This is a genomic window from Yoonia sp. (genome assembly GCF_014859355.1).
In the GTDB taxonomy this organism is placed as follows: domain Bacteria; phylum Pseudomonadota; class Alphaproteobacteria; order Rhodobacterales; family Rhodobacteraceae; genus Yoonia.
Window position 1 is genome coordinate 1 of record NZ_JACUUJ010000026.1, and the last position, 24,453, is coordinate 24,453.

Annotated in this window: 22 protein-coding genes and 1 tRNA gene; 11 read left to right on the forward strand and 12 right to left on the reverse strand. The window is 57.6% G+C overall.

Annotated elements, in window-relative coordinates; all coding sequences use genetic code 11:
* Positions 1–173: 173 nt before the first annotated feature.
* Genes IBX59_RS10295 through IBX59_RS10305 form a run of 3 tightly spaced genes read left to right on the forward strand, consistent with a single transcriptional unit; the run spans position 174 to position 4,464 of the window.
* On the forward strand, positions 174–881 hold the full coding sequence (locus IBX59_RS10295) for an ABC transporter ATP-binding protein (RefSeq protein ID WP_296375168.1): 708 nt from the start codon (positions 174–176) through the stop codon (positions 879–881).
* Positions 881–3,244, forward strand: coding sequence for an FtsX-like permease family protein (locus IBX59_RS10300; RefSeq protein ID WP_296375237.1), 2,364 nt, complete (start codon positions 881–883; stop codon positions 3,242–3,244). The genes IBX59_RS10295 and IBX59_RS10300 overlap by 1 nt, the downstream gene beginning before the upstream one ends.
* Positions 3,245–3,246: 2 nt before the next feature.
* Complete coding sequence (locus IBX59_RS10305; protein WP_296375170.1) at positions 3,247–4,464, forward strand: HlyD family efflux transporter periplasmic adaptor subunit; 1,218 nt, start codon at positions 3,247–3,249, stop codon at positions 4,462–4,464.
* Here the strand turns inward: IBX59_RS10305 and IBX59_RS10310 are convergent.
* Positions 4,461–4,820 carry a phasin family protein gene (locus IBX59_RS10310; protein ID WP_296375171.1) on the reverse strand — a complete coding sequence of 120 codons (360 nt, stop codon included), beginning with the start codon at positions 4,818–4,820 and terminating at the stop codon, positions 4,461–4,463. The genes IBX59_RS10305 and IBX59_RS10310 overlap by 4 nt on opposite strands.
* Before the next feature lie 191 nt (positions 4,821–5,011).
* Here IBX59_RS10310 and IBX59_RS10315 point away from each other — a divergent pair, with 191 nt between their 5' ends.
* On the forward strand, positions 5,012–6,157 hold the full coding sequence (locus tag IBX59_RS10315; RefSeq protein WP_296375173.1) for a site-2 protease family protein: 1,146 nt from the start codon (positions 5,012–5,014) through the stop codon (positions 6,155–6,157).
* A 16-nt stretch (positions 6,158–6,173) separates the two neighbouring features.
* Here IBX59_RS10315 and IBX59_RS10320 read toward each other — a convergent pair whose 3' ends face one another.
* On the reverse strand, positions 6,174–6,923 hold the full coding sequence (locus IBX59_RS10320) for a response regulator (protein WP_296375175.1): 750 nt from the start codon (positions 6,921–6,923) through the stop codon (positions 6,174–6,176).
* Between the two features lie 174 nt (positions 6,924–7,097).
* Here IBX59_RS10320 and IBX59_RS10325 point away from each other — a divergent pair, with 174 nt between their 5' ends.
* A complete protein-coding gene (locus tag IBX59_RS10325) occupies positions 7,098–7,769 on the forward strand; it encodes a helix-turn-helix domain-containing protein (RefSeq protein ID WP_296375176.1) in 672 nt (223 codons plus the stop codon).
* Here IBX59_RS10325 and IBX59_RS10330 read toward each other — a convergent pair.
* Together IBX59_RS10330 and IBX59_RS10335 are read right to left on the reverse strand one after the other, a co-directional pair.
* Positions 7,766–8,194, reverse strand: a complete 429-nt coding sequence (locus IBX59_RS10330; protein WP_296375178.1) for a DUF2267 domain-containing protein — start codon at positions 8,192–8,194, stop codon at positions 7,766–7,768. The genes IBX59_RS10325 and IBX59_RS10330 overlap by 4 nt on opposite strands.
* Before the next feature lie 26 nt (positions 8,195–8,220).
* Positions 8,221–9,399 (reverse strand): hypothetical protein, encoded by a 1,179-nt coding sequence (locus tag IBX59_RS10335; protein WP_296375180.1) that lies wholly within the window; start codon positions 9,397–9,399, stop codon positions 8,221–8,223.
* Positions 9,400–9,530: 131 nt separating this feature from the next.
* On the opposite strand from IBX59_RS10335, the gene IBX59_RS10340 reads away from it, so the two are divergent.
* Positions 9,531–10,010: an Hsp20/alpha crystallin family protein gene (locus IBX59_RS10340; protein WP_296375182.1), complete on the forward strand. Its 480-nt coding sequence runs from the start codon at positions 9,531–9,533 to the stop codon at positions 10,008–10,010.
* On the opposite strand, the gene IBX59_RS10345 is transcribed toward IBX59_RS10340, so the two are convergent.
* Positions 10,011–10,310: a chaperone modulator CbpM gene (locus IBX59_RS10345; RefSeq protein WP_296375184.1), complete on the reverse strand. Its 300-nt coding sequence runs from the start codon at positions 10,308–10,310 to the stop codon at positions 10,011–10,013.
* A complete protein-coding gene (locus IBX59_RS10350; protein ID WP_296375186.1) occupies positions 10,307–11,290 on the reverse strand; it encodes a DnaJ C-terminal domain-containing protein in 984 nt (327 codons plus the stop codon). Before IBX59_RS10350 ends, IBX59_RS10345 begins: the two co-directional genes overlap by 4 nt.
* A 63-nt stretch (positions 11,291–11,353) precedes the next feature.
* Here IBX59_RS10350 and IBX59_RS10355 point away from each other — a divergent pair, with 63 nt between their 5' ends.
* Complete coding sequence (locus IBX59_RS10355; protein ID WP_296375188.1) at positions 11,354–12,208, forward strand: universal stress protein; 855 nt, start codon at positions 11,354–11,356, stop codon at positions 12,206–12,208.
* A 194-nt stretch (positions 12,209–12,402) separates the two neighbouring features.
* Here the strand turns inward: IBX59_RS10355 and IBX59_RS10360 are convergent.
* The 3 genes from IBX59_RS10360 to IBX59_RS10370 form a co-directional block, all read right to left on the reverse strand.
* Positions 12,403–12,477 (reverse strand) — tRNA-Gly (locus tag IBX59_RS10360).
* Positions 12,478–12,598: 121 nt separating this feature from the next.
* Entirely contained in the window at positions 12,599–16,042 is a 3,444-nt protein-coding gene (locus IBX59_RS10365) for a pyruvate carboxylase (protein ID WP_296375190.1), read from the reverse strand.
* A 90-nt stretch (positions 16,043–16,132) separates the two neighbouring features.
* On the reverse strand, positions 16,133–17,263 hold the full coding sequence (locus tag IBX59_RS10370; RefSeq protein WP_296375192.1) for an alpha-hydroxy acid oxidase: 1,131 nt from the start codon (positions 17,261–17,263) through the stop codon (positions 16,133–16,135).
* A 141-nt stretch (positions 17,264–17,404) separates the two neighbouring features.
* On the opposite strand from IBX59_RS10370, the gene IBX59_RS10375 reads away from it, so the two are divergent.
* Both IBX59_RS10375 and IBX59_RS10380 read left to right on the forward strand, forming a co-directional pair.
* A complete protein-coding gene (locus IBX59_RS10375) occupies positions 17,405–19,795 on the forward strand; it encodes an ATP-dependent helicase (RefSeq protein ID WP_296375194.1) in 2,391 nt (796 codons plus the stop codon).
* Positions 19,796–19,804: 9 nt separating this feature from the next.
* Positions 19,805–20,392 carry a hypothetical protein gene (locus IBX59_RS10380; RefSeq protein WP_296375196.1) on the forward strand — a complete coding sequence of 196 codons (588 nt, stop codon included), beginning with the start codon at positions 19,805–19,807 and terminating at the stop codon, positions 20,390–20,392.
* Here IBX59_RS10380 and IBX59_RS10385 read toward each other — a convergent pair.
* Complete coding sequence (locus IBX59_RS10385; protein ID WP_296375198.1) at positions 20,334–20,933, reverse strand: LysE family translocator; 600 nt, start codon at positions 20,931–20,933, stop codon at positions 20,334–20,336. The genes IBX59_RS10380 and IBX59_RS10385 overlap by 59 nt on opposite strands.
* Positions 20,934–21,287: 354 nt before the next feature.
* Positions 21,288–21,503, reverse strand: coding sequence for a DUF1127 domain-containing protein (locus IBX59_RS10390; protein WP_296375201.1), 216 nt, complete (start codon positions 21,501–21,503; stop codon positions 21,288–21,290).
* Between the two features lie 247 nt (positions 21,504–21,750).
* Between IBX59_RS10390 and IBX59_RS10395 the strand changes: the two genes are divergently transcribed.
* Both IBX59_RS10395 and IBX59_RS10400 read left to right on the forward strand, forming a co-directional pair.
* Positions 21,751–22,824, forward strand: a complete 1,074-nt coding sequence (locus tag IBX59_RS10395) for an Mrp/NBP35 family ATP-binding protein (RefSeq protein ID WP_296375203.1) — start codon at positions 21,751–21,753, stop codon at positions 22,822–22,824.
* On the forward strand, positions 22,821–23,303 hold the full coding sequence (locus tag IBX59_RS10400) for a GNAT family N-acetyltransferase (RefSeq protein WP_296375205.1): 483 nt from the start codon (positions 22,821–22,823) through the stop codon (positions 23,301–23,303). The genes IBX59_RS10395 and IBX59_RS10400 overlap by 4 nt, the downstream gene beginning before the upstream one ends.
* Here the strand turns inward: IBX59_RS10400 and IBX59_RS10405 are convergent.
* Complete coding sequence (locus tag IBX59_RS10405) at positions 23,300–23,932, reverse strand: SOS response-associated peptidase (protein ID WP_296375207.1); 633 nt, start codon at positions 23,930–23,932, stop codon at positions 23,300–23,302. The two genes, IBX59_RS10400 and IBX59_RS10405, sit on opposite strands and share 4 nt — an antisense overlap.
* Between the last annotated feature and the right edge of the window lie 521 nt (positions 23,933–24,453).

Genomic DNA, 24,453 nt, shown 5'->3' on the forward strand with positions numbered 1-24,453 from the left:
CTACATTTACGGTCATCATAATCTCCTGTCGGCTATAGGTTTGATCGGCAACTTTACCATTTTCAAGCCTTTTTTCACGCTATCACAGCATCATGACAGGTCATTGATCTGTCTCAATGTGGTATGGGCGGGGGGGTGCAGGATGAAGTGGCGAAAAGCAAAAGGGTCCATCATTGGCAGAGGTCGTCTTTAAAACCCTTGGTGTGACCAAGGTGTATCAGACCGGAGCTGTCAAGGTTTTCGCCTTGGCCGGGGTCGATCTGGAGCTTTACGCAGGCGAACTGACTGTCTTGCTGGGGCCTTCGGGCAGTGGCAAATCGACCTTGCTGAATATTCTGGGCGGGTTGGATCACGCGACCGAGGGCCGCGTCTGGTTTCGCGATACCGAACTGACGCATATGTCCGACCGTGGGTTGACTCGATATCGGCGCGATCACGTCGGATTTGTGTTTCAATTCTATAACCTTGTGCCCAGCCTGACTGCGCGGGAAAATGTGGAGCTGGTCACGGATGTTTCCCTTGACCCGATGCCCGCCGAAGAGGCGCTTTCGCTGGTCGGGTTGGACAAGCGCATGGACCATTTCCCGTCCGAGATGTCGGGGGGCGAACAGCAGCGTGTGGCGATTGCGCGCGCGATTGCGAAACGCCCCGAAATCCTGCTGTGCGATGAACCCACCGGCGCGCTGGACAGCACCACCGGGGTGCAGGTGCTTGAGGTGCTGGAAGATATCAACGCGCGCTTTGGCACGACGACGGTGATCATCACCCATAACGCGGATATCCAGAAAATGGCGCACCGCGTGATCCAGTTTCAGGATGGCAAGATCAGCGATGTCAAAGTCAACGAAACCCGCCTTACCCCATCGCAGATTGTCTGGTGATGCAGGCGCTTGACCGTAAATTGCTGCGCGACTTCGGGCGCTTGTGGAAACAGGCGCTGGCGATTGCGCTGGTGCTGGCCTGTGGTGTCGCGATCTTGCTGGCAGCTTTGGGCATGTATAAGGCGCTGTCGGATACGCGCGCCAGCTACTATGAACGCAACCGGTTTGCGGATGTCTTTGTCAACCTGCGCCGCGCCCCAGAAACGCTTTTGGCGGAAATCGCGGCAATTGATGGTGTCTGGGCGGTCGAGGCGCGCATTGTCGGCGATGCGGTGCTGGATTTGCCAAACGTCACCGAAAGCGTGACAGGCCGGATATTGTCGTTGCCGACCGATGGCGCACCGCAATTGAATGTGCCGATCCTGCGATCGGGTCGGTTTCCCACGCCCAATGCCACCGATGAGGTGATGGTCAACGAACATTTTGCCGATTCCAACGGTTTTGTGCCGGGCGATACGTTTCTTGCCAATCTCGGTGGGCAGAAAAGGGCGTTAATGATCACAGGGACCGCCTTGTCGCCCGAGTTCATCTATACGATCGGCCCCGGTGCGATCATGCCCGACAATGCGACCTATGGAATTTTGTGGATGTCCGAGCGGGCGGTGGCGGCTGCCTTTGACATGACGGGGGCCTTTAATGACCTTTCGCTGAAACTGACGGCGACCGCATTGCCCGCTACGGTGATTGACCGGGTGGATACGGTGCTTGATGCTTACGGGGGGTTGGGGGCGCATGATCGCAGCCTGCATCAATCGGATTCATTTATCGACGCCGAAATCAAACAGTTGCGCACCATGGCATCGGTGCTGCCGCCGATCTTTTTTGGCATTTCGGCGTTTCTGGTCAGCATGGTGATGGGGCGGATCATTGCGCTGGAACGCAGCCAGATCGGCCTTCTCAAGGCAATCGGCTATTCCAACGCCGAAATTTGCCTTCACTATTTGATGTTGGCGGCGCTGATCGCTGTGGTGGGGCTGATTGTTGGTTGGGGGGCAGGCAGTTTGATCGCGCGTTGGCTGGCGCAACAATATGCGATTTATTTTGCCTTTCCGTTCCTGATTTTTGGCGCATCACTATGGGTTTACGGGGTGTCGGGGATCGCGGCGCTGTTAACCACGACATTGGGTGCGACCCAGGCAGCGTTGCGCGCGGCGCGGCTGGCACCCGCTATTGCGATGCAACCACCCGCACCGCCGCAATTCAAACGGTCAATCATCGACCGGACGATGGCGGCGCTCCATTTGCGCCAACAGACGATCATGATCCTGCGCAGTTTTTTCCGCTGGCCCGTGCGCAGCACAATGACGATGCTGGGCCTGGCGCTGGCGGTGGCGACGGTGGTGGCGCCATCGTTCATGAATGATGCGCTGGATAAAATCGTGGACAGCGCATTTTATGAAACCAACCGGCAGGATGCGATGCTGGTCTTTGCCCATGACATGCCCGAAAGCGTGATTGAAACCGTTGCCCGCTTGCCCGCTGTTCTACAGGCCGAAGGCCAGCAATATCTGCCCGCAATCCTGCGCAATGGTCCGCACGAAAAACGTGCCGCCATCGAGGCCCGTCGCCCGAATGTGGACCTAAGCCGCGTCATCGACAAAAGTGGTGCGCAGATCAATGCGCCTCCGGGTGGGATCGTGCTGTCTGACCGTCTGGCGGAACAGTTGCGCCTGTCGGTCGGGGATCCGGTCGCGGTTGAATTTCTGGGTGGCCGAAAGGAAACGCTGACCGTCACGCTGACCGGTGTGGTGGAACAGTTCTTTGGCATGGGCGCCTATATGGACCTTGCCGATGTCAATGCCCTGCTGCGCCAGTCGCCGCGCATATCCATGGTCAACGTGTCGCTGGATGACAGCGCGGTCCCGGAACTGCACACGCGTTTGAAAGACATCCCGAAACTGGTCAGTATCGTCATGATGTCGGATTCACGCCGCACCTTTACCGAAACCATCGGTGAAAATGTCGTCGTGATGAACACCGTCTATATCGTGATTTCCATGCTTATCACCATCGGTGTGGCCTATAATGGCGCGCGCATCCAACTGTCGGAACGGGCGCGCGAACTGGCCAGCCTGCGCATCCTTGGCTTCACAAGAGGCGAGGTGTCCTACATTCTGATCGGGGAAACGATGTTGTTGGCGGTTTTGGCGCAACCTTTGGGCTGGCTGATTGGCGCACTGATCGCGCAGACCATGGTAAATGGATTTTCCAGCGATCTTTACAATATTCCGCTGGTGCTGCGCCCTGCAATCTTTGCGCAAGCCAGCCTTGTTGTGCTGACAGCCGCCTTTGTCTCCGTCATGATCGTGCGGCGGCGTCTGGACAAGCAAAGCCTTGTCGCTGTGATGAAAGTAAGGGAATAACAATGCGCTGGAAACCACGAACACTTGTCCTGATCGGGTTGGGCACGGCCATGATGGCAGGGTTGATCTTTGTGGCCTTCCGGCCTGATCCTGTCCCTGTGGATGTGCACGTCGTGACACGTGGTCCGATGCAGATCACGATCAATGCCGATGGGGTGACGCGCATCCGCGACATCTATGATGTGGCCAGCCCGATTACAGGCATGGCCCTGCGGATGCCCGTCGCGGTAGGAGACCGCGTGGTGGCGGGGGAAACGCTGGTCGCGTCGGTGATGCCGGCAACGCCGGGGTTGCTGGACAGCCGCAGCATGCTTCAGGCCGAAGCCAGCGTGCAAGAGGCAGAAGCCGCATTGCATGTGGCTGAAACCGATCTGGACAAAGCTCGCGATGATCAAACCTTGGCGCAGACCCAATACGAGCGGGCCACAACGCTGGTGGAACGCGGTGTTGCATCCTTTACACGGCTAGAGGATGCCGCCCAGCGGTTGGCCGTGGCCAACGCATCGGTTCAGGCCGCACAGGCGCGTATTGACATGGCGCAAAGCACACTGGTGCGGATGCGCACCTTGGTGCAAGATCCTGGCACATTCGCAGGCACCCAACAGACCTGCTGCATGCAGATCATGGCACCGGCGGATGGTGTGGTGCTGTCTGTCACCAGCCCGAGCGAACGGCCGGTCACCACGGGTGCCCCCTTGCTGCGCATCGGTGATCCTGCAAATCTGGAAATTGTCGCCGATCTTTTGTCCAGTGACGCCGTGCGCGTCGCACCGGGGGCTGTCGCGCGCGTGGAACGCTGGGGCGGGGACGGTTTGTTGCACGCCACGCTGACCCGGATTGCGCCAGCGGCACAAACCAAGGTTTCCGCGCTGGGCATCGCAGAGCAACGTGTGGATGCCTATTTTGACATCACATCGCCGCCACAGGATCGCCTGACGTTAGGCGATGGGTTCGGGGTATTTCTGCGGATCGTGGAATGGGAAGAAAAAGACGCACTTCAGGTTCCGCTGAGCGCGGTTTTCAAACGTGCGGATGCATGGACCGTCTTCCTGGCCATCGACAATGTGGTGACGGAACGCACGATCACGCTTGGGCGGCGCAACAGCCAGTTTGCGCAGGTGCTTGATGGGCTGGTCGCCGGCGACGCCGTGGTCGTGCATCCCAATGATGCGCTGACGGCGGGCCAGCGTATCGTCTTGCGCAGCGCGCTAACGCGTTAAAGCGGGGTCGCCTTGGTTTCGGTCGGCAACGGCGGAAAGATTTCGGTGCCCATCTTGATCAGTTTTCCGGTTTCAACCGTGTATTGCACATATGCCCGTTCCAGAAACGCAGCCTGCGCGGCTTGTAGTTCGGCCAGTGTCTTGCATTGCAGGATCTCGTGCTGCGCTTTGACATCTTCCTGAATGCGATCGGCCATAAAGCTGATCATTTCGCTGCCCATTTGTGCCATGGCTTCGGTCCATGCGGTGCCCATCCACGTCAATGAACCAAGCCCGGACTCTTGTAATTGATGAAGCGCGGTCTGAAGGGGGTCTGCTGGGTCAGCCTTTGTGGTCTCTTTTGAAGATTTCACCATGCTATTGCCCTTTATTGTTGCGTCGGTTTTTTCGTCTATACCCGTTTATAACAGAAACCGGTCTTGATGTTGATCAAATCCGTCAGGATCGGTGACAAAGATCGCAGGGCTGATGCTATTGTGGCTGATAAAGGTCAATACCGCCAATGCAGCGATGTCATATGTAAAATAGGGAAATAACGGAAACTGCCATGTTCAGCCGATCATTCACTATATTCACCTTGTTTGGTTATGATATCAAGCTCGACCTGAGTTGGTTCTTTATTGCGCTGCTCGTCGTCTGGAGCCTTGCAACGGGATATTTTCCGCAAACCCTGACACAGGCGACTTCGTTGCAGATTCTGGTGCTGTCTGTGCTTTCGATGCTGGCGCTGTTCGGGTCGCTGATCCTGCACGAATTATCCCATTCGTTGGTGGCCCACCGCTGCGGTGTTGAAATCAAAGGGATCACGCTGTTCATCTTTGGTGGCGTTGCAGAACTGAAAAACGAACCCCAGACGCCGGGCGCCGAATTCTGGATCGCGTTGGCTGGCCCCGCGATGAGCTTTGCCCTGGCGGTTATATTCTGGATCGCGCGGTTACTGTCCGAACTGCTGGGTATGCCAGAGCTGGTCACGGCGCTGTTTTCCTACGTGGCCTGGGCAAATGCCATTCTGGCCATTTTCAACTTGTTGCCAGCCTTTCCCATGGATGGGGGGCGGGTGATGCGGGCGATTGTCTGGCAACGCACCGGCGATCAACTGGAGGCGACAGCCCGCGCAACCAGTGCAGGCAGCGTGCTGGCCTATATGCTGATCGGCCTTGGGCTGATGAATGTTGCGCTGACCGGGCAACTTGGCAGTTTATGGATCGTGATCATCGGATTTTTCATACTTGCCTCTGGGCGAGGGGCATATGAAAACATGCGCCTGCACAAGCTGCTGGAACACAGGACAGCGCGCGATGTCATGACGCCTGCGCCGGTGACGGTCTTGCCTGATGAAACCCTTGCGACGCTGGTGGATCACTACATCTTGCGGCGGCGCATCAGCTTTGTGCCGGTGGTCGATCGTGATGTGTTGCTGGGGTATATTGACCTTGATGTCTTGCGCAGCATTGAACCGGAAAACTGGGCCGACACGCTGGTTGGTGATGTCTATGTCGAAATCAGCCCAGAAAATACCGTCAGCCCGGATGATCCCGCTGAAAGCGTCTTGCGCAGGCTTTCGCAGACGGGCCGGCGCAAGTTTCTTGTGGTCAAAGGCCGTAAACTGCAAGGAGTCATCACCTTGGCCGATTTGATGCGATATCTGACCCTTGTCCAGACAGTCGGGGCACGGCCGCATCAGGCAAGGTGACCGCGCCGGTTTCGGGTCACGTGGATGTGTTCGGCTTCTTGTCTGAATGTGTCTGCACGTCGCCAGCAAAGGCATAGCCGATGCCGCGCACTGTTTTGATCAGGCGGGGCAGGGCGGGGTCGCGTTCAATTTTTTTGCGCAGACGGGCGACCTGATTGTCGATGGTGCGGTCCAGTGGTGCCCAGTTGTTCCCACCAATCAGATCCATCAGCGTTTCGCGCGACAAGGCCCTTTTGCGATGTTCAAGAAACACCCGCAGCAATTTGAAATCACCGCTGGTCAGATCAACCAGATTGCCGTCACGCCCGATCAGTTCGTACTGTTCCAGCCGGGCCTGCATGCCGTCAAACCACAGCATTTCCGTAGGCGGTGCGCCTTGTTGATCGGTTGACGGTGCGTCGCGCCCGCGCCGTAAAACAGATTTCACGCGCGCCAGCACTTCACGCAGATGGAACGGTTTGATGATGTAGTCATCCGCGCCCAGTTCAAGCCCGACAACACGGTCGATCACGTCACCTTTTCCTGTCAGCATGATGATCGGCACCTGCGAAAAAGACCGTATTTGCCGGGCAATATCGAAACCGTCGTCAACCTGTAATTGTAAATCAAGGGTAACAAGGTCAATCTTATGGGCACTTATGGCGGCAAGCGTGGATGCCGTATCGTCGGCTTCTACGACAATATATCCATCTGTTTGGAGGGTCATTCGCAGTGTTTTTCGAACCTTAGGATCATCATCGACGATCAGGATCGTCTTGTCTGACATGTTGGCCCCCAATTATCTGTCGTTAAAACCATGCTCAGTTCGCATAAACTGAGCCATCTATATGCGAATACACAAGTCACATTACAATTTGATACAATCCATTACGCTGGCAATAATATTACGCGGACAATGCGGGTTCAGGCTGTTAATATACTAACCTAGGGGGCAAACGGCATGTATGTCACGCGGCCAAACGAACAAATTGAAAACTTTTTATTGCCATTGCGCGCACGTCCGGTTCAGCAGCACCATCTGCACCATATTTGTGCGGGCAAGCATCTTTTCCACGAAGGCCAGACAGCACGAAATATATATGAAGTTGTCAAAGGTGTGCTGCGTCTGACCCGTGTGATGGCGGACGGGCGCCGTCAGGTGATTGCCTTTGGTTATCCCGGCGATGTTGTCGGCTTTCACAGCGATGACGAATATCACACCGACTGCGACGCGCTGCTTTCGACGACTGTGATCGTGCATAGCCGCAGCGCATTGGAAAGCCCGGCCGGCAATTCAGCCCTGCACACCAAGCTGCTGCAGGCTGCCTTGCATGAAATCAGTGCAATGCAGGACCATTTTTTGATGTTGGGCCGTAAATCGGCGGCTGAGCGGGTCGCGTCGTTCTTGCTGACACTTCAAGAAAGGGTAGGGATGCCGCTTGGCCAGTTCACCCAGTTCGACCTGCCAATGAGCAGGTCAGACATTGCGGATTTTCTGGGCATGACAACAGAGACCGTGTGTCGCACGCTGACCCGGCTGCGCAAATTGAACATCATCGCATTGGACCGGGTGCATACGGTCGTTATCCTCAAGCCAGAGGCCTTGATAAAAGAGGCCGAGGGTAGGGATTAAGGCTCTGGCCACAAATCCCGCAATTCCTGGGGAAGGTTGGCGCGCACGTCTTCAACCTCGCCTCGGGAAATGCGGGCGTTGATGACAGTGAATGTAGCTGTGATATCCATCGCGCCACGATAGTCCAGCACATCGCCAACCTGTTCTTCGATTGCTGCGATAAAATCTTTAGCATGACGTTCCTGCACGGGGGTTTTCTTGGGCTGCCAGCCTTCGAAAAACATGCCGCGCAGCATGATTGGCAATTGCGCGGAAAATTGTGCCATTTCGTTGACCGGCAGATGGTCGCGGATTTTGCAAAGGACGGTGCGCAATAAACGCAGCGCGTCGCGTTCGCTGGACCACCCCAGACGACCGGTGAGTTCGTTGACCCAGTCATGGGCCTCGTGGACAGTGCGATCAAATACATGGACAGTGCGGGTCATGCTCAGGCTCCAGTCTGTTATTCAGGTTACGTTGATGTCATATCGACAGTGAGCGCATCGCCGGGATTTCCGATCAGGTGGTTGAACAGCGCGGCAGTCATTGCCCCAATACCCAGCAACACGAGAGTATAGTTGATGATCCAGCCGACAAAGGGGATAAAGTTCAGCAACGTCACGATGCAGACGGCCAAGGCCAGGACCAGCAGCCGGAACAAAAGCGAAGGATCAGCCGGCCCGCCCGCGAGCCCCACAACACGCATGGCGACGGCATAGGCGGCTAATACATACCCAAGTGTCCATGCGCCAATGATCAGCAGGATGGCAAAGGGGATAAAGGGGATGCCAATGATCGTCAGGGCTGTAATCGGCACCAGCCCGAACAGGACGGACAACCCCAGAATACCCAGCAAAAACAATCTTCCGGGTCTTTTTGCGATGTCATGCCGCATCTGTGCGACGGGCTGCGGGGCAAATGTCAGAAAAATGCTGCCAGTCAGCACGAAAAACGCCAGCGTAATGACAAAGGCCGCAAAAACCGTCAGGAAACCTGGCAACAGGGGCATGTCCATCTGTTGCCATGTCCGGTGGATATCGTCCCACATTGGGCCTCTGGTCCAGCGTTCAAACCGCACACGATCCGCCGGGATCACCCGATCGGGAATGTCGATCTTTGCGCGGGCACGATAGGTCAGTTGCCCCAGTATCCGGGCATCTGGTCCAAAACGCATCCTTTCGGTCATGATACGCACATCACCTTGCACAACGCTGTTCAAAACCACCTCGCCTCCGGCCGCGATCAAAGCGCCTGCAATCGGGCCATCAATGACAATCGCGCGCCCCAGCAGCCGCGCATTCCCGCCGACGGTGGAATCGGGCAACAATCGCACGCTATAACCCATGGCCGACAGATCTTGCGCCACATCGGCACCGATCGTCACCGTGGCGCCTGCGGCATATAGATCGGTATCGGTGCTGGTTGTGACGGTCACATCCATACCGGCCACATGGATATCGCCCGCTGACCGGCCACTGATGGCAATCACCTCGCCGGCGGCAAAAACATCGCGCCCGGCATCATAGGTTTGGCTGATGGTCGAACCGGTGGTAAAAAGATCGCCGCCATGCGCCGTGGTGACGCTATCGGCGGCAGCCTGTGTGGTTAGCAGTATCGCTGATAAAGCGATCAGTTTGCCCAGACTGCACATTTTGCACCTCGGTTTGTTCAATTGAAGTCTTTTTACCGGAAAGCGGCGTCACCGGATTGAGCCGTATCAATCCTTTGGCGGGTGCGGGCGCTATGGCAGTTGCAGCGTTTTATCATTGAAAGGAAGCACCGATGAAACTGCCGTTGTCCCCTAAACCAAACAGCCCGCACCCTTTGTTGGATACCGTGCAAGAAGAGATAGAGCGCCTGATCGATCGCTTGCGTTTCAACCCCGCGCTGCATGATGTGTCGTTGCGTCTGGGGGCATCGGGCCAGTTGGTGCCGGCAATCGACATGACCGAAAATGAATCCGCCGTCGCCATCATCGCCGAGATGCCGGGCGTGGCCAGAGATGATATTTCGATCACCCTTGAAGGCGATCATCTGGTGCTGGAGGGGCACAAGCGGGATGATCGTTCGGACGATCAGGCGCTTTATCACCTTGCCGAACGTCGGCACGGACCCTTCCGCCGGGTTATCCCACTGGGTTTCATTCCGGGCGATGATCCGGTTGATGCTGTTTTTGAAAACGGAGTGCTGTGTTTGACCGTGCCCAAGACCGGCGGCACGCAAGCCGCACCGCGCAAGGTTCAAATCACTTCGCCCGCTTGATCAATGCGGAAGCTGCGCCAGCTTGCGTGCCAGCGCGTCGCGTTCCTCGATCAGGTCAAGCACCAGCGCGACACCGGCAAGATTCAGGCCCAGATCATGTGTCAAACGCCGTGCCTTGCGCGCACGTAACACGTTGGGTGGCGTAAATCGCCAATCGGATGCGTGGCCCCCCAAAGGGTCAAGCACACCGTAATCCACCAGCGAAACAACCCAGTCAGTTCGCACGTGGCAAAAGTGGCTCAATTCGCCCAATGTCAGTGTTTCAATGATTTCGATTTGGTCATGATCGGCAAGTCTCATTGCCCTCCTCCTTGATCTTTGCGGGGATCAAAATTCAGTTCCTTGGCCATGCGTTCGTAAAATGCCCGGGCTTCTGCGGTGTTGACGGGCGGATTGATGATCTGAAGTTCTGCATAAAGATCGCCGGCGTGCGGTCCGGGCAATCCGCGCCCTTTCAGCCGTAGCCGCTGTCCGCTGCGTGCATTTGGTGGGACCGTGATCTGCACTTTCCCACCGGGTGTCGGCATGCCTACCTTTGCGCCCAAGGCTGCCTCCCATGGGGTGACGGGCAGGGCGACGGAAATATCCCTGCCATCCACGCGAAATGTCGGATGCGGGGCAAGTGCCACCTCTAGGATCAGGTCGGCCCCTTGGCCGCCCTTGCCTTTCAGGCGCAAATGCTGGCCTGCGGCGATCCCTTTGGGGATATTAACGGCGATCCGTTGATCACGCCAGACGACCCTGCCTTGATCATCCAGATCAGGCACCTGCAATCCAAATGTTTTTGTTGCCCCGGTAAAGATATCTTCCAGTGCGATGTCGATGCGCGCGTGCTGGTCCATGGGGCGGGTAGATGCGCGCCTGCCGAACGGATCTTGCCTGAAGGCAGAAAAATAATCTTCGAAAATACCTGCATCGGCTTGGCTCATGTCTTCTGGGGCAAAGCCATATCCGCCAGTCCAGCGGGTTTGTTCCTGCTGCTGTTGCTGCTTCAATGTCTCCCACTCGGGGCCGAATTTATCATAGGCGGCCCGTTTTTCGGGGTCGCGCAGCACGTCATGGGCGTGACCGATGGCCTGAAACCGTGCGGCGGTATCGGCACCGGTGTTGACGTCTGGATGGTATTTGCGGGCCAGCTTGCGATAGGCGCGCTTGATATCATCGCTGCTGGCATCGCGAGCAACACCCAAGGTTTTATAAAAATCTTCTTGCACCATCACAAAACCTTGCACTTTCTGGAACCAAACATAACGGACCGCCGCGGTTGTGGATTGATCCATCTCAATTTCATTTTCGCAGCACTCCGATAGGGATTACCAGCAGCCACTGCAAAGGAGCCGGTCATGCAAAAACAAACAATCCTTGTCCTGCAAGGTCCAAAGGGGACAACGGCCGAACTGTCGTATCTGGCCGATATGGCCCGCACACAAGACGCGCATATTTCTGTGCTGCATATTGGCCCGACCGACCCCATCCCCGCCTATGCCTATGGTGGCATGCCTTACGGGGCTGTCGAAATTCCTCACAAGTGGATCGAAGAGCGTGAAATCCTTTCGCGCGAACTGGATGAATGCCGACAGAAAACCAACGCGTTTTTTGAAAAAGAGGGCATATCGGGCGAAGCCGGGATCATCAGCACATTTCCCGCCGGTCTGGATGATATCGTCGCACCACGCGCGATGCTGTGCGATGTGGCAATCATTCACAATGATCTGCGCGAATATGACGATGCCTTTCGCAACCTGTTGTATGGGGTTTTGTTCAAATCGCCCACAGGTATCGTGCTGAACCCGCACAAGACGGCAGCACCGTTACAACCTGCGCATGTTTTCCTGGCTTGGAACACAAGTAAACCTGCCGCGCGTGCAGTACGCGAGGCGTTGCCGATGCTGAAGGCCGCCAAGCAGGTGACAATCGGCACCTTTGATGCGGTGAAAAAGGAAACCGCAGCAGGTGAAGAACCCGGTGCGGATCTGGCCAAGTGGCTGAGCCATCACGGATGCGCCGTAACGGTCCGGCAATATGATTCCGCTGGTGAAGAACTCGGCGCCGCGATCCGCGACAGGGCCTCGGGTGTGGGGGCTGACCTGATTGTCATGGGGGCCTATGGGCACACACGGGTCCGCCAGGCTGTCTTTGGCGGCACAACGCGAAGCATGGTCGAACAGACAGATGTGGCGGTGTTTCTCGCACATTGATGCGTTGCGCGCGCAGCCGCTGCGCGGCTGGCATTGTTCAACACTGAATTGGGATCGGCGGGGAAAATATTTTCCCGGCCGGTCGCTGTATGTTTGCGGCGCAGGATCTGCACATTTTGAAATGTGAAAACCACCAATCGCGGCGAATTTTAGTCATCTCTTATTGTTTTACGGTTCCCTGGGTAAGGGAAATTTGGAGCGGGCGAAGAGATTCGAACTCTCGACCCTAACCTTGGCAAGGTTATGCTCTACCCCTGAGCTACGCCCGCATCCGTTCCGTGAGCCGTGATTTATAAACACTTCGCGTCCGCCGCAAGACCAAAAACACATCGGTGTGCATATTTTCGTGTTGGCCCCCCAGATAAGAAGGGTGGCGCGGTCTTTGTGCAATCATTCCAACTCGATCAGCAAATCCTTGGCGTCAATCTGGCTTCCGGCCTGCACCTGCACCGCCTTGACCAACGCGTCGCGTTCGGCGTGAATGCCGGTTTCCATCTTCATCGCCTCGATGGTCAGCAGCAGGTCGCCCGCCTTGACGTGTTTGCCGACCACAACGGAAACGGTGGCCACAACCCCCGGCATCGGCGCGCCGATATGGTTGGGGTTGGCCACGTCCGCCTTGGGGCGCTGCACCTTGTCGGCCGCCGCCAGCCGGTTCATCACGCGGATTGTGCGGGGTTGGCCGTTAAGTTCAAAGAACACCTTGACCTCGCCATCCTCGTTCATGTCCGACACCGCTTGCAGGCGGATTTCCAGCGTCTTGCCAGGGTCGATTTCGGCGGTAATTTCCTCGCCCGGTTCCATGCCGTAAAAGAACGTGCGCGTGGGCAGGGTGCGCACCGGCCCGTATTTGCGATGCCGACCCATGTAATCAAGAAACACCTTGGGATACATCATGTATCCGTTCAGGTCTTCATCATCGACGGCTTTGCCCTCCAGCTGCTTGATCAGATCTTCGCGGACCTGTTCCAGATCTACGGGGGGCAGGGATTTACCGGGGCGTTCAGTGATCGGTTTTTCGCCCTTGAGGATCTTTTTCTGGATCGCTATTGGCCAGCCGCCCGGGGGTTGGCCCAGGCTGCCGCGCATCATGTCCACCACACTGTCGGGAAATACGACATCAACGCTGGGGTCTTCGACCTGTGCCCGTGTCAGCCCCTGACTGACCATCATCAGCGCCATGTCGCCCACCACTTTGGACGATGGCGTGACCTTGACGATATCGCCAAACATCGCGTTCACATCGGCATAGGTCTGCGCGACTTCGTGCCAGCGGTCTTCCAGCCCCAGCGACCGCGCCTGCGCCTTGAGGTTGGTAAATTGCCCGCCGGGCATTTCGTGCAGGTAAACCTCTGACGCGGGGGCCTGCAGGCCGCTTTCAAAGGCGGCATAGTGGCTGCGGACCTGTTCCCAGTAATTGCTGATCTCGCGGATCGCCTTGATATCAAGTCCGGTATCGCGGTCGGTGCCGCGCAACGCCGATACGATCGACCCCAGCGTGGGCTGCGATGTGTTGCCCGAAAGCGCATCCATCGCGGCATCGACGCAATCCACACCGGTATCAGCCGCCGCCAGCACTGTGGCAATCGCCGCGCCGGATGTGTCGTGGGTATGGAAATGGATCGGCAAGCCGGTTTCCTCTTTCAATGCCTTGAACAGGGCGGATGCGGCGGGGGCTTTCAGCAGCCCGGCCATGTCTTTCAGGCCCAGCACATGTGCGCCTGCGGCTTCCAGTTCCTTGGCCATGCCGACATAATATTTCAGGTCGTATTTCGCCCGGTCGGGGTCCAGCATATCGCCGGTATAGCAGATCGTGCCTTCGCAGACCTTATTGGCGGCAATCACGGCATCCATCGCCACGCGCATGTTTTCAACCCAGTTGAGACTATCGAACACGCGGAACACATCGACGCCGCTATCGGCGGCCTGCTTCACGAACGCCTGCACTACGTTGTCGGGATAATTGGTGTAACCCACGCCGTTGGATGCGCGCAGCAGCATTTGCGTCATGATGTTGGGCATCGCGGCACGGATATCGCGCAGGCGCTGCCACGGACATTCCTGCAAGAACCGGTAAGACACGTCAAACGTGGCCCCGCCCCAGCATTCCACACTGAACAGTTGGTGCATCTTCGCGGCATAGGCGGGGGCAGCGTTGATCATGTCGATCGACCGCATCCGCGTGGCCAGCAGCGACTGGTGCCCGTCGCGCATTGTGGTGTCGGTGATCAACAGTTGCGGCTGGTCGCGCATCCAGTCCGCCACGGCCTCTGGCCCGAACTGGTCAAGGATCTGGCGGGTGCCGGGGGTGATGTCGGTGGTTGGCCGCACCGGCGGGCGCGGTTTCTTGATATCAGCTGGCGGCAGTGGACGGCCTGCGGTTTCAGGATGCCCGTTGACGGTAATATCGGCGATATAGGTCAGGATCTTCGTGGCCCGGTCGCGCCGTTTGGTGAATTTGAACAGCTCTGGCGTTTCGTCGATGAATTTGGTGTGGTATTCATTGTTCAGAAACGTCGGATGCTTCAGCAGGTTTTCGACGAAGGCGATATTGGTGCTGACACCGCGAATACGGAATTCGCGCAGGGCGCGGTCCATCCGGGCAATGGCCATTTCCGGCGTCGGCGCGCGCGCCGTGACCTTGGTCAGCAGGCTGTCGTAATAGCGCGTGATCACTGCCCCTGAATAGGCGGTGCCGCCGTCCAGCCGGATCCCCGGGCCGGTGGCAGACCGATACATCTGGATGCGCCCGTAATCGGGGATGAAATTGTTTTGCGGGTCTTCGGTCGTGACGCGGCATTGCAGCGCGTGACCGTCAAGTTTCACGTCATACTGCGATGCGCATCCTGTCGCCTCGACCAGTGATTTGCCTTCGGCAATCAGGATCTGCGCGCGCACGATGTCGATGCCGGTGACTTCCTCGGTCACGGTATGTTCGACCTGCACGCGGGGGTTCACCTCGATGAAATAGAACGCGCCGCTGTCCATATCCATCAAAAATTCGACGGTGCCGGCGCATTCGTAGTTCACATGCGCGCAGAGCTTCTTGCCCAGATTGCAGATCTGTTCGCGCTGCGTGCCCGACAGATAGGGGGCAGGAGCGCGTTCCACCACTTTTTGGTTGCGGCGCTGGACCGAACAATCACGTTCCCACAGGTGATAGATATGGCCATGGCTGTCGCCCAGAATCTGCACCTCGACATGGCGGGCGCGCATGATCATCTTTTCCAGGTAACCTTCGCCATTGCCGAAGGCCGCCTCTGCCTCCCGCCTGCCTTCGCGGACTTTTTCCTCAAGCTCGGATTCGTTCATAATCGGGCGCATCCCCCGGCCACCGCCACCCCATGACGCCTTGAGCATCAGCGGATAGCCCACCTCGGCGGCCTGTTTGCGGATGGCATCCATGTCATCGCCCAGCACCTCGGTCGCGGGAATCACCGGCACGTCGGCTTCCATCGCGACACGGCGCGCGCTGGCCTTGTCGCCAAGGCTGCGCATGGTTGCGGCCTTGGGGCCGATAAAGGTGATGCCATTGGCGGTGCAGGCATCCACGAAATCGGGGTTTTCCGACAACAAGCCGTAACCGGGGTGAATGGCATCCGCGCCCGACATCTTGGCGACGCGAATGATTTCATCGATGCTCAGATAGGCGGCGACGGGGCCAAGACCCTCGCCAATGCGGTATGCCTCATCTGCCTTGAAACGGTGCAGGCCCAGTTTGTCCTCTTCTGCAAAGACCGCGACGGTTTTCTTGCCCATCTCGTTGGCGGCCCGCATGATGCGGATCGCGATTTCGCCACGGTTGGCAATGAGGATTTTCTTGAAGTCGGCCATGGGTGTTCCTTTGGCTATCTTTTCGCGGTTGCAGCATTTTTAGGCAGGGGCGTGCAGATGTCCATACCTTTGCGTGAATTAATGTTAGCGCTAACGAAGTGTTCCGGGAAGATTTTTCAGATCGCGCGCGCCGATCTGTCCCATGTTGCTGATCATATCGGCGCGCAGGATATCCAGCACATGCGCCGCACCGGGTTCACCCAAGGCGGCCAGCCCGTAATGAAACGCGCGGCCCAGCATCACGAAATCCGCCCCCAGCGCCAGCGCGCGCAACACATCAAGCCCGCCTGCGATCCCGCTGTCAAAGATCAGCGGCAGATTGGTGGCGGCGCGCATCTGCGGCAGCACTTCGATTGACGCAGGCCCGCCGTCAAATTGACGCCCGGCATGGTTACTGACCCAGATCGCATCGACCCCGGCGGCGGCCAGACGCGGCGCGTCATCGGGGTTGCCCACCCCCTTGACGATCAGCGGCCCGTCCCAGTGATCGCGCAGCCATGTCAGGTAATCCCAGTCGGGTGAGGTGCGCAAAAGATAGCCGATATGCTGGTTCGAGGGCAGGGCGGTCTTGATATCCGAATAGCTTTCCATCAGGCGCAGGCGCGGCATGCCTGTCTTGCGGATACCGTTCAGCCAAGCCGGGCATTGTGCCGCCTGCAAGGCCAGCCGTGGCGTCAGTTTCGGCGGGTTGGTCAGCCCGCCGCGTGTCTGGCGTTCGCGGCGCGAGGCAACCGGCACATCGACTGTCAGCACCAGCGTGGTGAAACCGGATGCGCGCGCGCGGTTCAGGATATCCTTGCGAATTTCGGGGTCGCGTGGGGGGTAAAGCTGGAACCACGCGTGTTTGCCAGCCAATGGCCCAACATCCTCGGGCAGTTGGCTGGCGACGGTGGACAGGGTGTAGGGGACGTTTTCGCGCGCCGCTGTGCGCGCCAGCATCTGTTCTGCCCCCGGCCAGATCAGCCCCGACATGCCGACTGGCGCAATCCCGACCGGCAGCGGATATGTCTGGCCCAGAAATGTCGTGGACAGATCCGGCGTGAATTCGCCGTGCAGGATGGACGGTTGCAGCAGCACCTTGTCCAGTTCGGTGCGGTTGCGCGCCTGCGTCGCCTCGACCCCGGTGGCGCTGTCAAGATATTCCCAGACGAAATGCGGTATCCGCCGGCGGGCGCGGCGTTTCAGATCGGCGATGGCGGGGTAGCGGGTGTGCAATGTCATGGCGCGCACGCTATTGCGATGGATGCGGTTTTGGCAAGTGGCAGGATGCCTTCGGCGAAGGTATTTGAAAACAAAAGAAGATGGGGAACAGAAATAGAACAAGGGTTTTCTCTGCGTGTCATTGGCGCTATGCTCAACGCCATGACCAGTTTTTCCGATGAAGATGCATTCGAGGCCGCCGTGCCGTTAAGCCAACGCGCAATGGCGCGGCCTGCAATGCCCTATCTTGACGGGCTGAATCCCGCCCAGCGCGAGGCGGTCGAGACGTTGCAGGGGCCGGTATTGATGCTGGCGGGCGCGGGCACCGGCAAGACCAAGGCGCTGATGAGTCGTGTGGCTCATCTAGTTCTTACCGGAAGCGCACGGTCTGACGAAATCTTGGCGGTAACGTTCACCAACAAGGCCGCCAAGGAGATGCGAAATCGGCTCGAGAACGAGCCATTTGACATACAGACCCCAATGAAATGGATGGGCACCTTCCATGCGATCAGCGCTAAGCTGCTGCGGCGGCATGCGGAACTGGTGGGGCTGAAATCCAACTTTACCATTCTGGACACCGACGACCAGATCCGCCTGATGAAACAACTGATCGAGGCTGCCGGAATCGACCATAAACGCTGGCCCGCGCGGATGCTGTCGGGCATCATTGATGGCTGGAAAAACCGTGCGCTGACCCCTGACAAGGTGCCCGTTGCCGACAGCAGCGCGTTTGATGGCAAGGGCGTGGCGCTTTACGCCGGCTATCAGCGCCGCCTGTTGGAACTGAACGCCGTTGATTTCGGCGATATCCTGTTGCACGTCGTCACGATCTTTCAAAACCACGACGATATCTTGCGGCAATACCAACGCTGGTTCCGCTATATTCTTGTGGACGAATATCAGGATACCAACGTGGCCCAATACCTTTGGCTGCGTCTGCTGGCCGCGTCACACAAGAACATCTGTTGCGTAGGCGACGACGACCAGTCGATCTATGGCTGGCGCGGGGCCGAGGTGGGCAATATCCTGCGGTTCGAAAAGGATTTCCCCGGCGCCCATGTGGTGCGGCTGGAGGAAAACTACCGTTCGACTCCGCATATCCTTGCCGCCGCATCGGGCGTGATTGCCGCCAACAAGGGGCGGCTGGGCAAGGAATTGTTTACCTCGGTTAAAGAGGGTGAAAAGGTCCGCCTGATCGGCCATTGGGACGGTGAGGAAGAAGCCCGCTGGATCGGCGAGGAGATTGAGGCAATGCGGCGCGGCACGCGCGGCATGGCACCGCTGGGCCTTGATTCCATGGCGATCCTTGTGCGCGCGTCGCACCAGATGCGCGCGTTCGAGGATCGGTTTTTGACCATTGGCCTGCCGTATCGCGTCATCGGCGGGCCACGGTTTTATGAACGCATGGAAATTCGCGATGCCATGGCCTATTTCCGGCTGGCCGTGTCCCCCGCCGACGATCTGGCGTTCGAACGCATCGTCAATACCCCCAAACGCGGCCTTGGCGACAAGGCGGTGCAGACCATTCAGCGCACGGCGCGATCCAACGGCGTGTCACTGGTGGAAGGCGCGCGTCTGGTCTGTCAGGGTAAACTGCTGGGTGGTAAGGGGTTGAAGGAACTGACGATTCTGGTCGATGCGCTCGACCGCTGGCACGCGCAGATCCGCGCAGAGGCGGATACCCATGTGGAACTGGCCGAAATGATCCTGGACGAGTCCGGCTACACCGGCTTTTGGCAGAATGACAAGACGCCAGAGGCGCCGGGGCGGCTGGAAAACCTTAAGGAACTGGTCAAGGCGCTGGAGAATTTCGATAACCTGCAAGGGTTCCTCGAACATGTCAGCCTGATCATGGACAACGAAACCGAAGAGCAGGGTGAAAAAGTCTCCATCATGACCCTGCACGCCGCCAAGGGGCTGGAATTTCCCGCCGTCTTCCTGCCGGGATGGGAGGACGGGTTGTTCCCCAGCCAACGGTCCATGGACGAAAGCGGGCTGAAAGGGTTGGAAGAAGAACGGCGCCTTGCCTATGTCGGGATCACGCGGGCAGAGGCGTTGTGCAGCATATCATTCGCCGCCAACCGGCGTGTTTACGGGCAGTGGCAGTCACAGATGCCGTCACGGTTCATCGACGAATTGCCCGAGGACCACGTGGAGGTGCTGACGCCCCCCGGTCTGTATGGCGGCGGCTATGGCGCGGCGGGCATGGCGGCCAGTGCATCGCCGGCGATTGCAGGGGCAGTGGCGTCGAATCTGCACCAAAAGGCGCATGATGCGGATGTCTACAATTCACCCGGTTGGCGGCGGTTGCAGACCCGCAGCGCGCAGCGCGGTATGTCGATGCCATCCGAGGCGCGCAACATGACGATTGATGCGACCGCCGTTTCAGCCTTCTGCGTGGATGACCGCGTGTTCCACCAGAAATTCGGCTATGGCGCTGTTCTGGGGATCGAAGGCGACAAACTTCTGATTGCATTCGATAAGGCCGGCGAAAAACATGTCGTGGCACGGTTTATCATCAGCGCCGACGCGGCGGATGATGTGCCGTTTTAGGATCACTGCATGCTAGATCTGTCTTGTTTTAAAAACGAAATTCTTGAACCCGCCATACAAGCATTTTCCGACCATCCCAATCGTTTGTTTAACGCATATGCTGCCGTCTGGGCGGTCGATTCTTATGCTTCGCATTTTGCATGGTCAAAGGTGGACTCGCCTACTTTATCTCAAAAACATCGAAGTGTGGTTGAATTGAATTTTAAAAATGACCTGTGCAAGTCACCTGACGCTTGGCAGTTCAAAGTAGTCCGCGCTCTATCGAACGCGACGAAGCATGCAGTCAGAAGCAAAGGTAGCGAACTCGCAACTGACAGTGGAAAGACACGTGTTGAAAATGTTGACGGCTGGCTTTGGTATTTTACGGGTGCAAAAGTTCGGGGGCCTCAGGTTGTGGTCGATCTGAACCTTACTTGGGATGAAGAAGAAAAAGTATGGCGAGAGGCGGGAGATGATAAAGAAGTTTTTCGCGGACCGCTATTTAGTATGGTCAATGTGTTGGACTTGATGGAGCCGTCAGTTCAGGCTATTGAAAGCTTCACCCCGCCAACATCGGCCAGAGCGACCCCACCAACAACACTGCCATTGTCACGTTGAACACCCGCAACCGCCCCGCCGTGCCCAGCCAGCGGCGCAGTTGCACACCCATCCATGCCCAAACCGACACCGATGGCAGGTTGGTTGCCGCAAACACCGCCGCCACGATCAATGACCCCACCAAAATGCCCCGATCCTGCGGGGCATAGGCGCTGATCGCGGTGATCGCCATGAACCATGCCTTTGGGTTAACCCATTGGAATGCTGCGGCCTGCATGAAGGTAAAGGGTTTTCCCGTCGCGGCCTGCGCTTCGGGCGGGACGGCATTGGCGATTTTCCACGCCAGCCACAGCATATAGGCGGCGCTGACGACATTGAGCACGATGTTCAGCACCGGATAGGTGACGAAAATCTGCAATAATACGATGCCGACCATGACCACCATGAACGCATGCCCCAGCGAGATGCCAAGCATATGGGGCACCGTCCGGCGCAGCCCGTAATTGGCGCCCGACGCCAGCAGCATCAGGTTGTTCGGCCCCGGCGTGATCGAACTGGCAAAGGCAAAGCCGACAAGGGCCAAGAAGATTTCATATGTCATGACCGCAGCTGATACTGCCCGGTTTTGCCATGCGCCAGATGCAAAAAAACGGCCATGCCCGGGAGGAGGTGGGCATGACCGTTCTTTTTATCAGCGCCTCCTTGCGTCTCGGGAGGAGAAGAAGCAAGGCGCGTCCTCGCCCGCGTTACCCGGGAGGAGGTGGGCGCGGCAGGCGGTATGATCGGTTCCAACCCGGGAGGAGGTGGGCGGTTCCGAATTCTGTTTTAAAGTGGCGGCATCCGGGAGGAGGTAGATGCCGCCACTTTATTTAAGACCGTGCCCCAGGGAGGAGGCAGAGCTACGGTCGTTTCAGGTCAACCCGAATGGGAGGAGAAGGCGGACCCGATCCGATAATTACTTGCCGTATGCCGCTTCGAGAGCGACGGATTTGATCATGCTCCGGCTCATGCCCAGATCTGCCAAATCACGGTCTGTCAGATCTTGCAGTTCGCGCAATGTTGTGGTGTAGATCTTGTGATTGGCGCGGCGTGCGGTCAGTGCGGTCCGCAGTGCTGCGATCCGATCACCAAAGGAAAAACCGCCGGTAATTGTCTCTGTCTGATATGTCATCATCACATCTTTCTTTAGTTTTGCGGTCACGTTTGCCGCTTCGTTGTGATCAATATGTATGACGATGCTGCGGCTGCACAATGAGTGTTTGGGCAATGCTGCTATGCAGAAAATGCATAAGCTATGCTGACCTAAAGTCATCTGGCTGTTACATATCGCGCCATCTGTCATGGGTTGCTTGCACTTTGCCTGAAACGTGCCAGATGTTGGTCGCAAATCTGCCGTAATGAGAATGGGAACCTTCGACATGTCCATCAACCGTGATGAAATTTTAGGCGCTCTGTCCCGACTCACGCTGCCTGGCGGGGATGATATCGTCAGCCGTGACATGGTGCGCGCGTTGCAGATTGACGGCGCATCGGTGCGGTTTGTCATCGAGGCGGCAGATCCAACCGAGGCCAGAAAGATGGAAGGCGTGCGCATGGCCGCCGAAAATATCGTCAAGGCTTTGCCGGGGGTCGAGACGGTTTCGGTCGTCCTGACGGCGCATGGGCCTGCCCCCAAGGCGCCGGAACCGCCTTCACTGAAGATTGGGCGACACCCCGCACCGCAGGCCGGCCCCGCAAAGGTGGCGGGCGTTGATCGCATTATTGCAATCGGGTCGGGCAAGGGCGGGGTCGGAAAATCGACAGTATCGTCCAACCTTGCCGTGGCATTGGCCCGCGAAGGCCGCCGCGTCGGATTATTGGATGCCGATATCTATGGCCCCAGCCAGCCGCGCATGATGGGGGTCAGCAAACGCCCAGCCAGCCCCGACGGCAAAACGATCATTCCCTTACAGGCACATGGCGTGACGATGATGTCGATCGGTCTGATGATGGACCCTGACAAAGCGATTGTCTGGCGAGGGCCCATGCTGATGGGGGCGCTGCAACAAATGCTGGGGCAGGTGCTATGGGGCGATCTGGATGTACTGATCGTTGATTTGCCACCCGGAACGGGGGATGTGCAGCTGACACTTTGCCAGAAAACCCAGCTAACCGGCGCGGTTGTTGTCAGCACCCCGCAGGATGTTGCCCTGCTGGATGCGCGCAAGGCTCTGGATATGTTCAGCACCTTAAATACGCCAATTCTGGGCCTGGTTGAAAACATGTCGACCTTCGTCTGCCCGTCTTGTGGGACGGAAACGCAGATTTTTGGCCATGGCGGTGTCGCGGCAGAGGCGCAAAAAATTGGCGTGCCTTTCCTTGGGGCCTTGCCCATTGATCTTGATACCCGGCTGGCGGGCGATGCAGGCACACCGATTGCTGCTGGTGATGGTCCGATGTCTGATGCCTATCGGCAACTCGCGCGGCGTTTCATCGCAGGTGGGATGGCGTGATCATCCGCAGGGCAGAACCCGCGGATTTTGACGCGATCTGGCCCTTGTTGCGCGATGTCTTTCGTGCTGGCACCACCTATGCGGTTGATCCGCAGATCAACAAGTCGGCGGCGCGCCGCTATTGGATGACGACTGCGGCCGCCACATTTGTGGCCGAGGATCGCAGCGGGATCATTGGCACCTATTACATCCGCACGAACCAGCCGGGCGGGGGCGCACATGTGTGCAACTGCGGATATGTTGTGGCAAAGGCCGCACGCGGGCAGGGGGTCGCGGCGCGTATGTGCATACATAGCCAGGATGAAGCCCGCACGCTGGGCTATCATGCGATGCAGTTCAATTTTGTGTTGGCCAGCAACGCAGGCGCAGTCCGCTTATGGCACCGGCTGGGATTTGCCACCGTCGGCACGATACCGGATGCCTTTGCACATCCTGCCCTTGGGATGGTGGACGCATATGTGATGTATAAAAGGCTTTAGCGGGGGCCATCCACAAGGGTCAGCCTGTCATCGGGCAGGGGTCTTTGCAGGCGCAATGCCTCTGCGGGCGGGGCTGTCAGCCACATATTGATCGCCTGTGGCGAAATCAGGATCACTGGCATCGCTTTGGGGTGAAAAGAGGCGACGACGCTGTTGGGCGTGGTTGTCAGAAAGCCGAACAGATTGTCTGTTGTCTGTCCGTCCTTGACCCTGCGCACCGATGTCCAATTTGTCCAAAGCCCGGCAAAGAACGCCAGCGGCTTGCATCCCTCCAGGGCAAACCACCTTGGGCCAACGCCTGTCTGGTATTCGGAAAAGGCCGTGAACGGGACAACACAGCGATGTTCCACACCAAACCAACGCTGCCAATGCGGCGAGGCCGTATTGCGGATGTTGGTCACGCCCTTGTCCGCGTTGCGGTTTTTCAATGCAAATGCAGGTGATGGCATACCCCAGCGCATCATGGTCAGCACCCGCCCGCCGGGGGTATTTGCCACCACCGGCGCGGCCTGATCGGGGTAGATGCCGGGTAAAGCGGGCAGGTTGCCGGCCTTATCCTGCAAATCGTCAAAAATTGCGCGGATCGCGGCCTGTCCTTTGGTCAGTGAATAAAGATTACACACGATCATTGCCGCCTTGCTTTGTGCAAATATGCCACCAAGACATCATGGGATCAACCGTGCCTGTCATTTTGGGAAAAGATGGAATCAAGACTGAAGCCGAATCAAATTCCCGTCAAGAACTGCCTAAAATTCAGGCAAACAAAGGTAAAATACAGGATTTCGTAAAATAGAGGGTTATCGCAGGTAAAAAAACGGGATTTCATGGTGAAGGAGTTTCAACGCGTAAGATAACTATATGTTGTGTTAAAATTTAGAACATTCACTATAAATATGGCTGCCAGCGCCATGGTCAAGTTGAAAATAGACACTGCTTCTTGCGGATTGGCCCAGTAAGTTCCATGAAATCCCAAAAAACTGTTGCTCGCTGTGCCAACTGGTGCGACAACTGTTCCACGGTAACGGCGAACAAGACTTTTAATCGGGGCGCTTAGAACCCCACCGGCAAAGCCAGGTTTCATACAGGCTTCGTCTTTACCCAATGAGATCCGGCGCGTGAGCGAGCAGACATCCCCCCAGGTGGCACGCGC

Coding starts and splice junctions, on each gene's coding strand:
- IBX59_RS10300 (WP_296375237.1), top strand. CDS start 881: ATGCAGGCGCTTGACCGTAAATTGCTGCGCGACTTCGGGCGCTTGTGG.
- IBX59_RS10305 (WP_296375170.1), top strand. CDS start 3,247: ATGCGCTGGAAACCACGAACACTTGTCCTGATCGGGTTGGGCACGGCC.
- IBX59_RS10310 (WP_296375171.1), bottom strand. CDS start 4,820: ATGGTGAAATCTTCAAAAGAGACCACAAAGGCTGACCCAGCAGACCCC.
- IBX59_RS10315 (WP_296375173.1), top strand. CDS start 5,012: ATGTTCAGCCGATCATTCACTATATTCACCTTGTTTGGTTATGATATC.
- IBX59_RS10320 (WP_296375175.1), bottom strand. CDS start 6,923: ATGTCAGACAAGACGATCCTGATCGTCGATGATGATCCTAAGGTTCGA.
- IBX59_RS10325 (WP_296375176.1), top strand. CDS start 7,098: ATGTATGTCACGCGGCCAAACGAACAAATTGAAAACTTTTTATTGCCA.
- IBX59_RS10330 (WP_296375178.1), bottom strand. CDS start 8,194: ATGACCCGCACTGTCCATGTATTTGATCGCACTGTCCACGAGGCCCAT.
- IBX59_RS10335 (WP_296375180.1), bottom strand. CDS start 9,399: ATGTGCAGTCTGGGCAAACTGATCGCTTTATCAGCGATACTGCTAACC.
- IBX59_RS10340 (WP_296375182.1), top strand. CDS start 9,531: ATGAAACTGCCGTTGTCCCCTAAACCAAACAGCCCGCACCCTTTGTTG.
- IBX59_RS10345 (WP_296375184.1), bottom strand. CDS start 10,310: ATGAGACTTGCCGATCATGACCAAATCGAAATCATTGAAACACTGACA.
- IBX59_RS10350 (WP_296375186.1), bottom strand. CDS start 11,290: ATGGATCAATCCACAACCGCGGCGGTCCGTTATGTTTGGTTCCAGAAA.
- IBX59_RS10355 (WP_296375188.1), top strand. CDS start 11,354: ATGCAAAAACAAACAATCCTTGTCCTGCAAGGTCCAAAGGGGACAACG.
- IBX59_RS10365 (WP_296375190.1), bottom strand. CDS start 16,042: ATGGCCGACTTCAAGAAAATCCTCATTGCCAACCGTGGCGAAATCGCG.
- IBX59_RS10370 (WP_296375192.1), bottom strand. CDS start 17,263: ATGACATTGCACACCCGCTACCCCGCCATCGCCGATCTGAAACGCCGC.
- IBX59_RS10375 (WP_296375194.1), top strand. CDS start 17,405: ATGACCAGTTTTTCCGATGAAGATGCATTCGAGGCCGCCGTGCCGTTA.
- IBX59_RS10380 (WP_296375196.1), top strand. CDS start 19,805: ATGCTAGATCTGTCTTGTTTTAAAAACGAAATTCTTGAACCCGCCATA.
- IBX59_RS10385 (WP_296375198.1), bottom strand. CDS start 20,933: ATGACATATGAAATCTTCTTGGCCCTTGTCGGCTTTGCCTTTGCCAGT.
- IBX59_RS10390 (WP_296375201.1), bottom strand. CDS start 21,503: ATGACATATCAGACAGAGACAATTACCGGCGGTTTTTCCTTTGGTGAT.
- IBX59_RS10395 (WP_296375203.1), top strand. CDS start 21,751: ATGTCCATCAACCGTGATGAAATTTTAGGCGCTCTGTCCCGACTCACG.
- IBX59_RS10405 (WP_296375207.1), bottom strand. CDS start 23,932: ATGATCGTGTGTAATCTTTATTCACTGACCAAAGGACAGGCCGCGATC.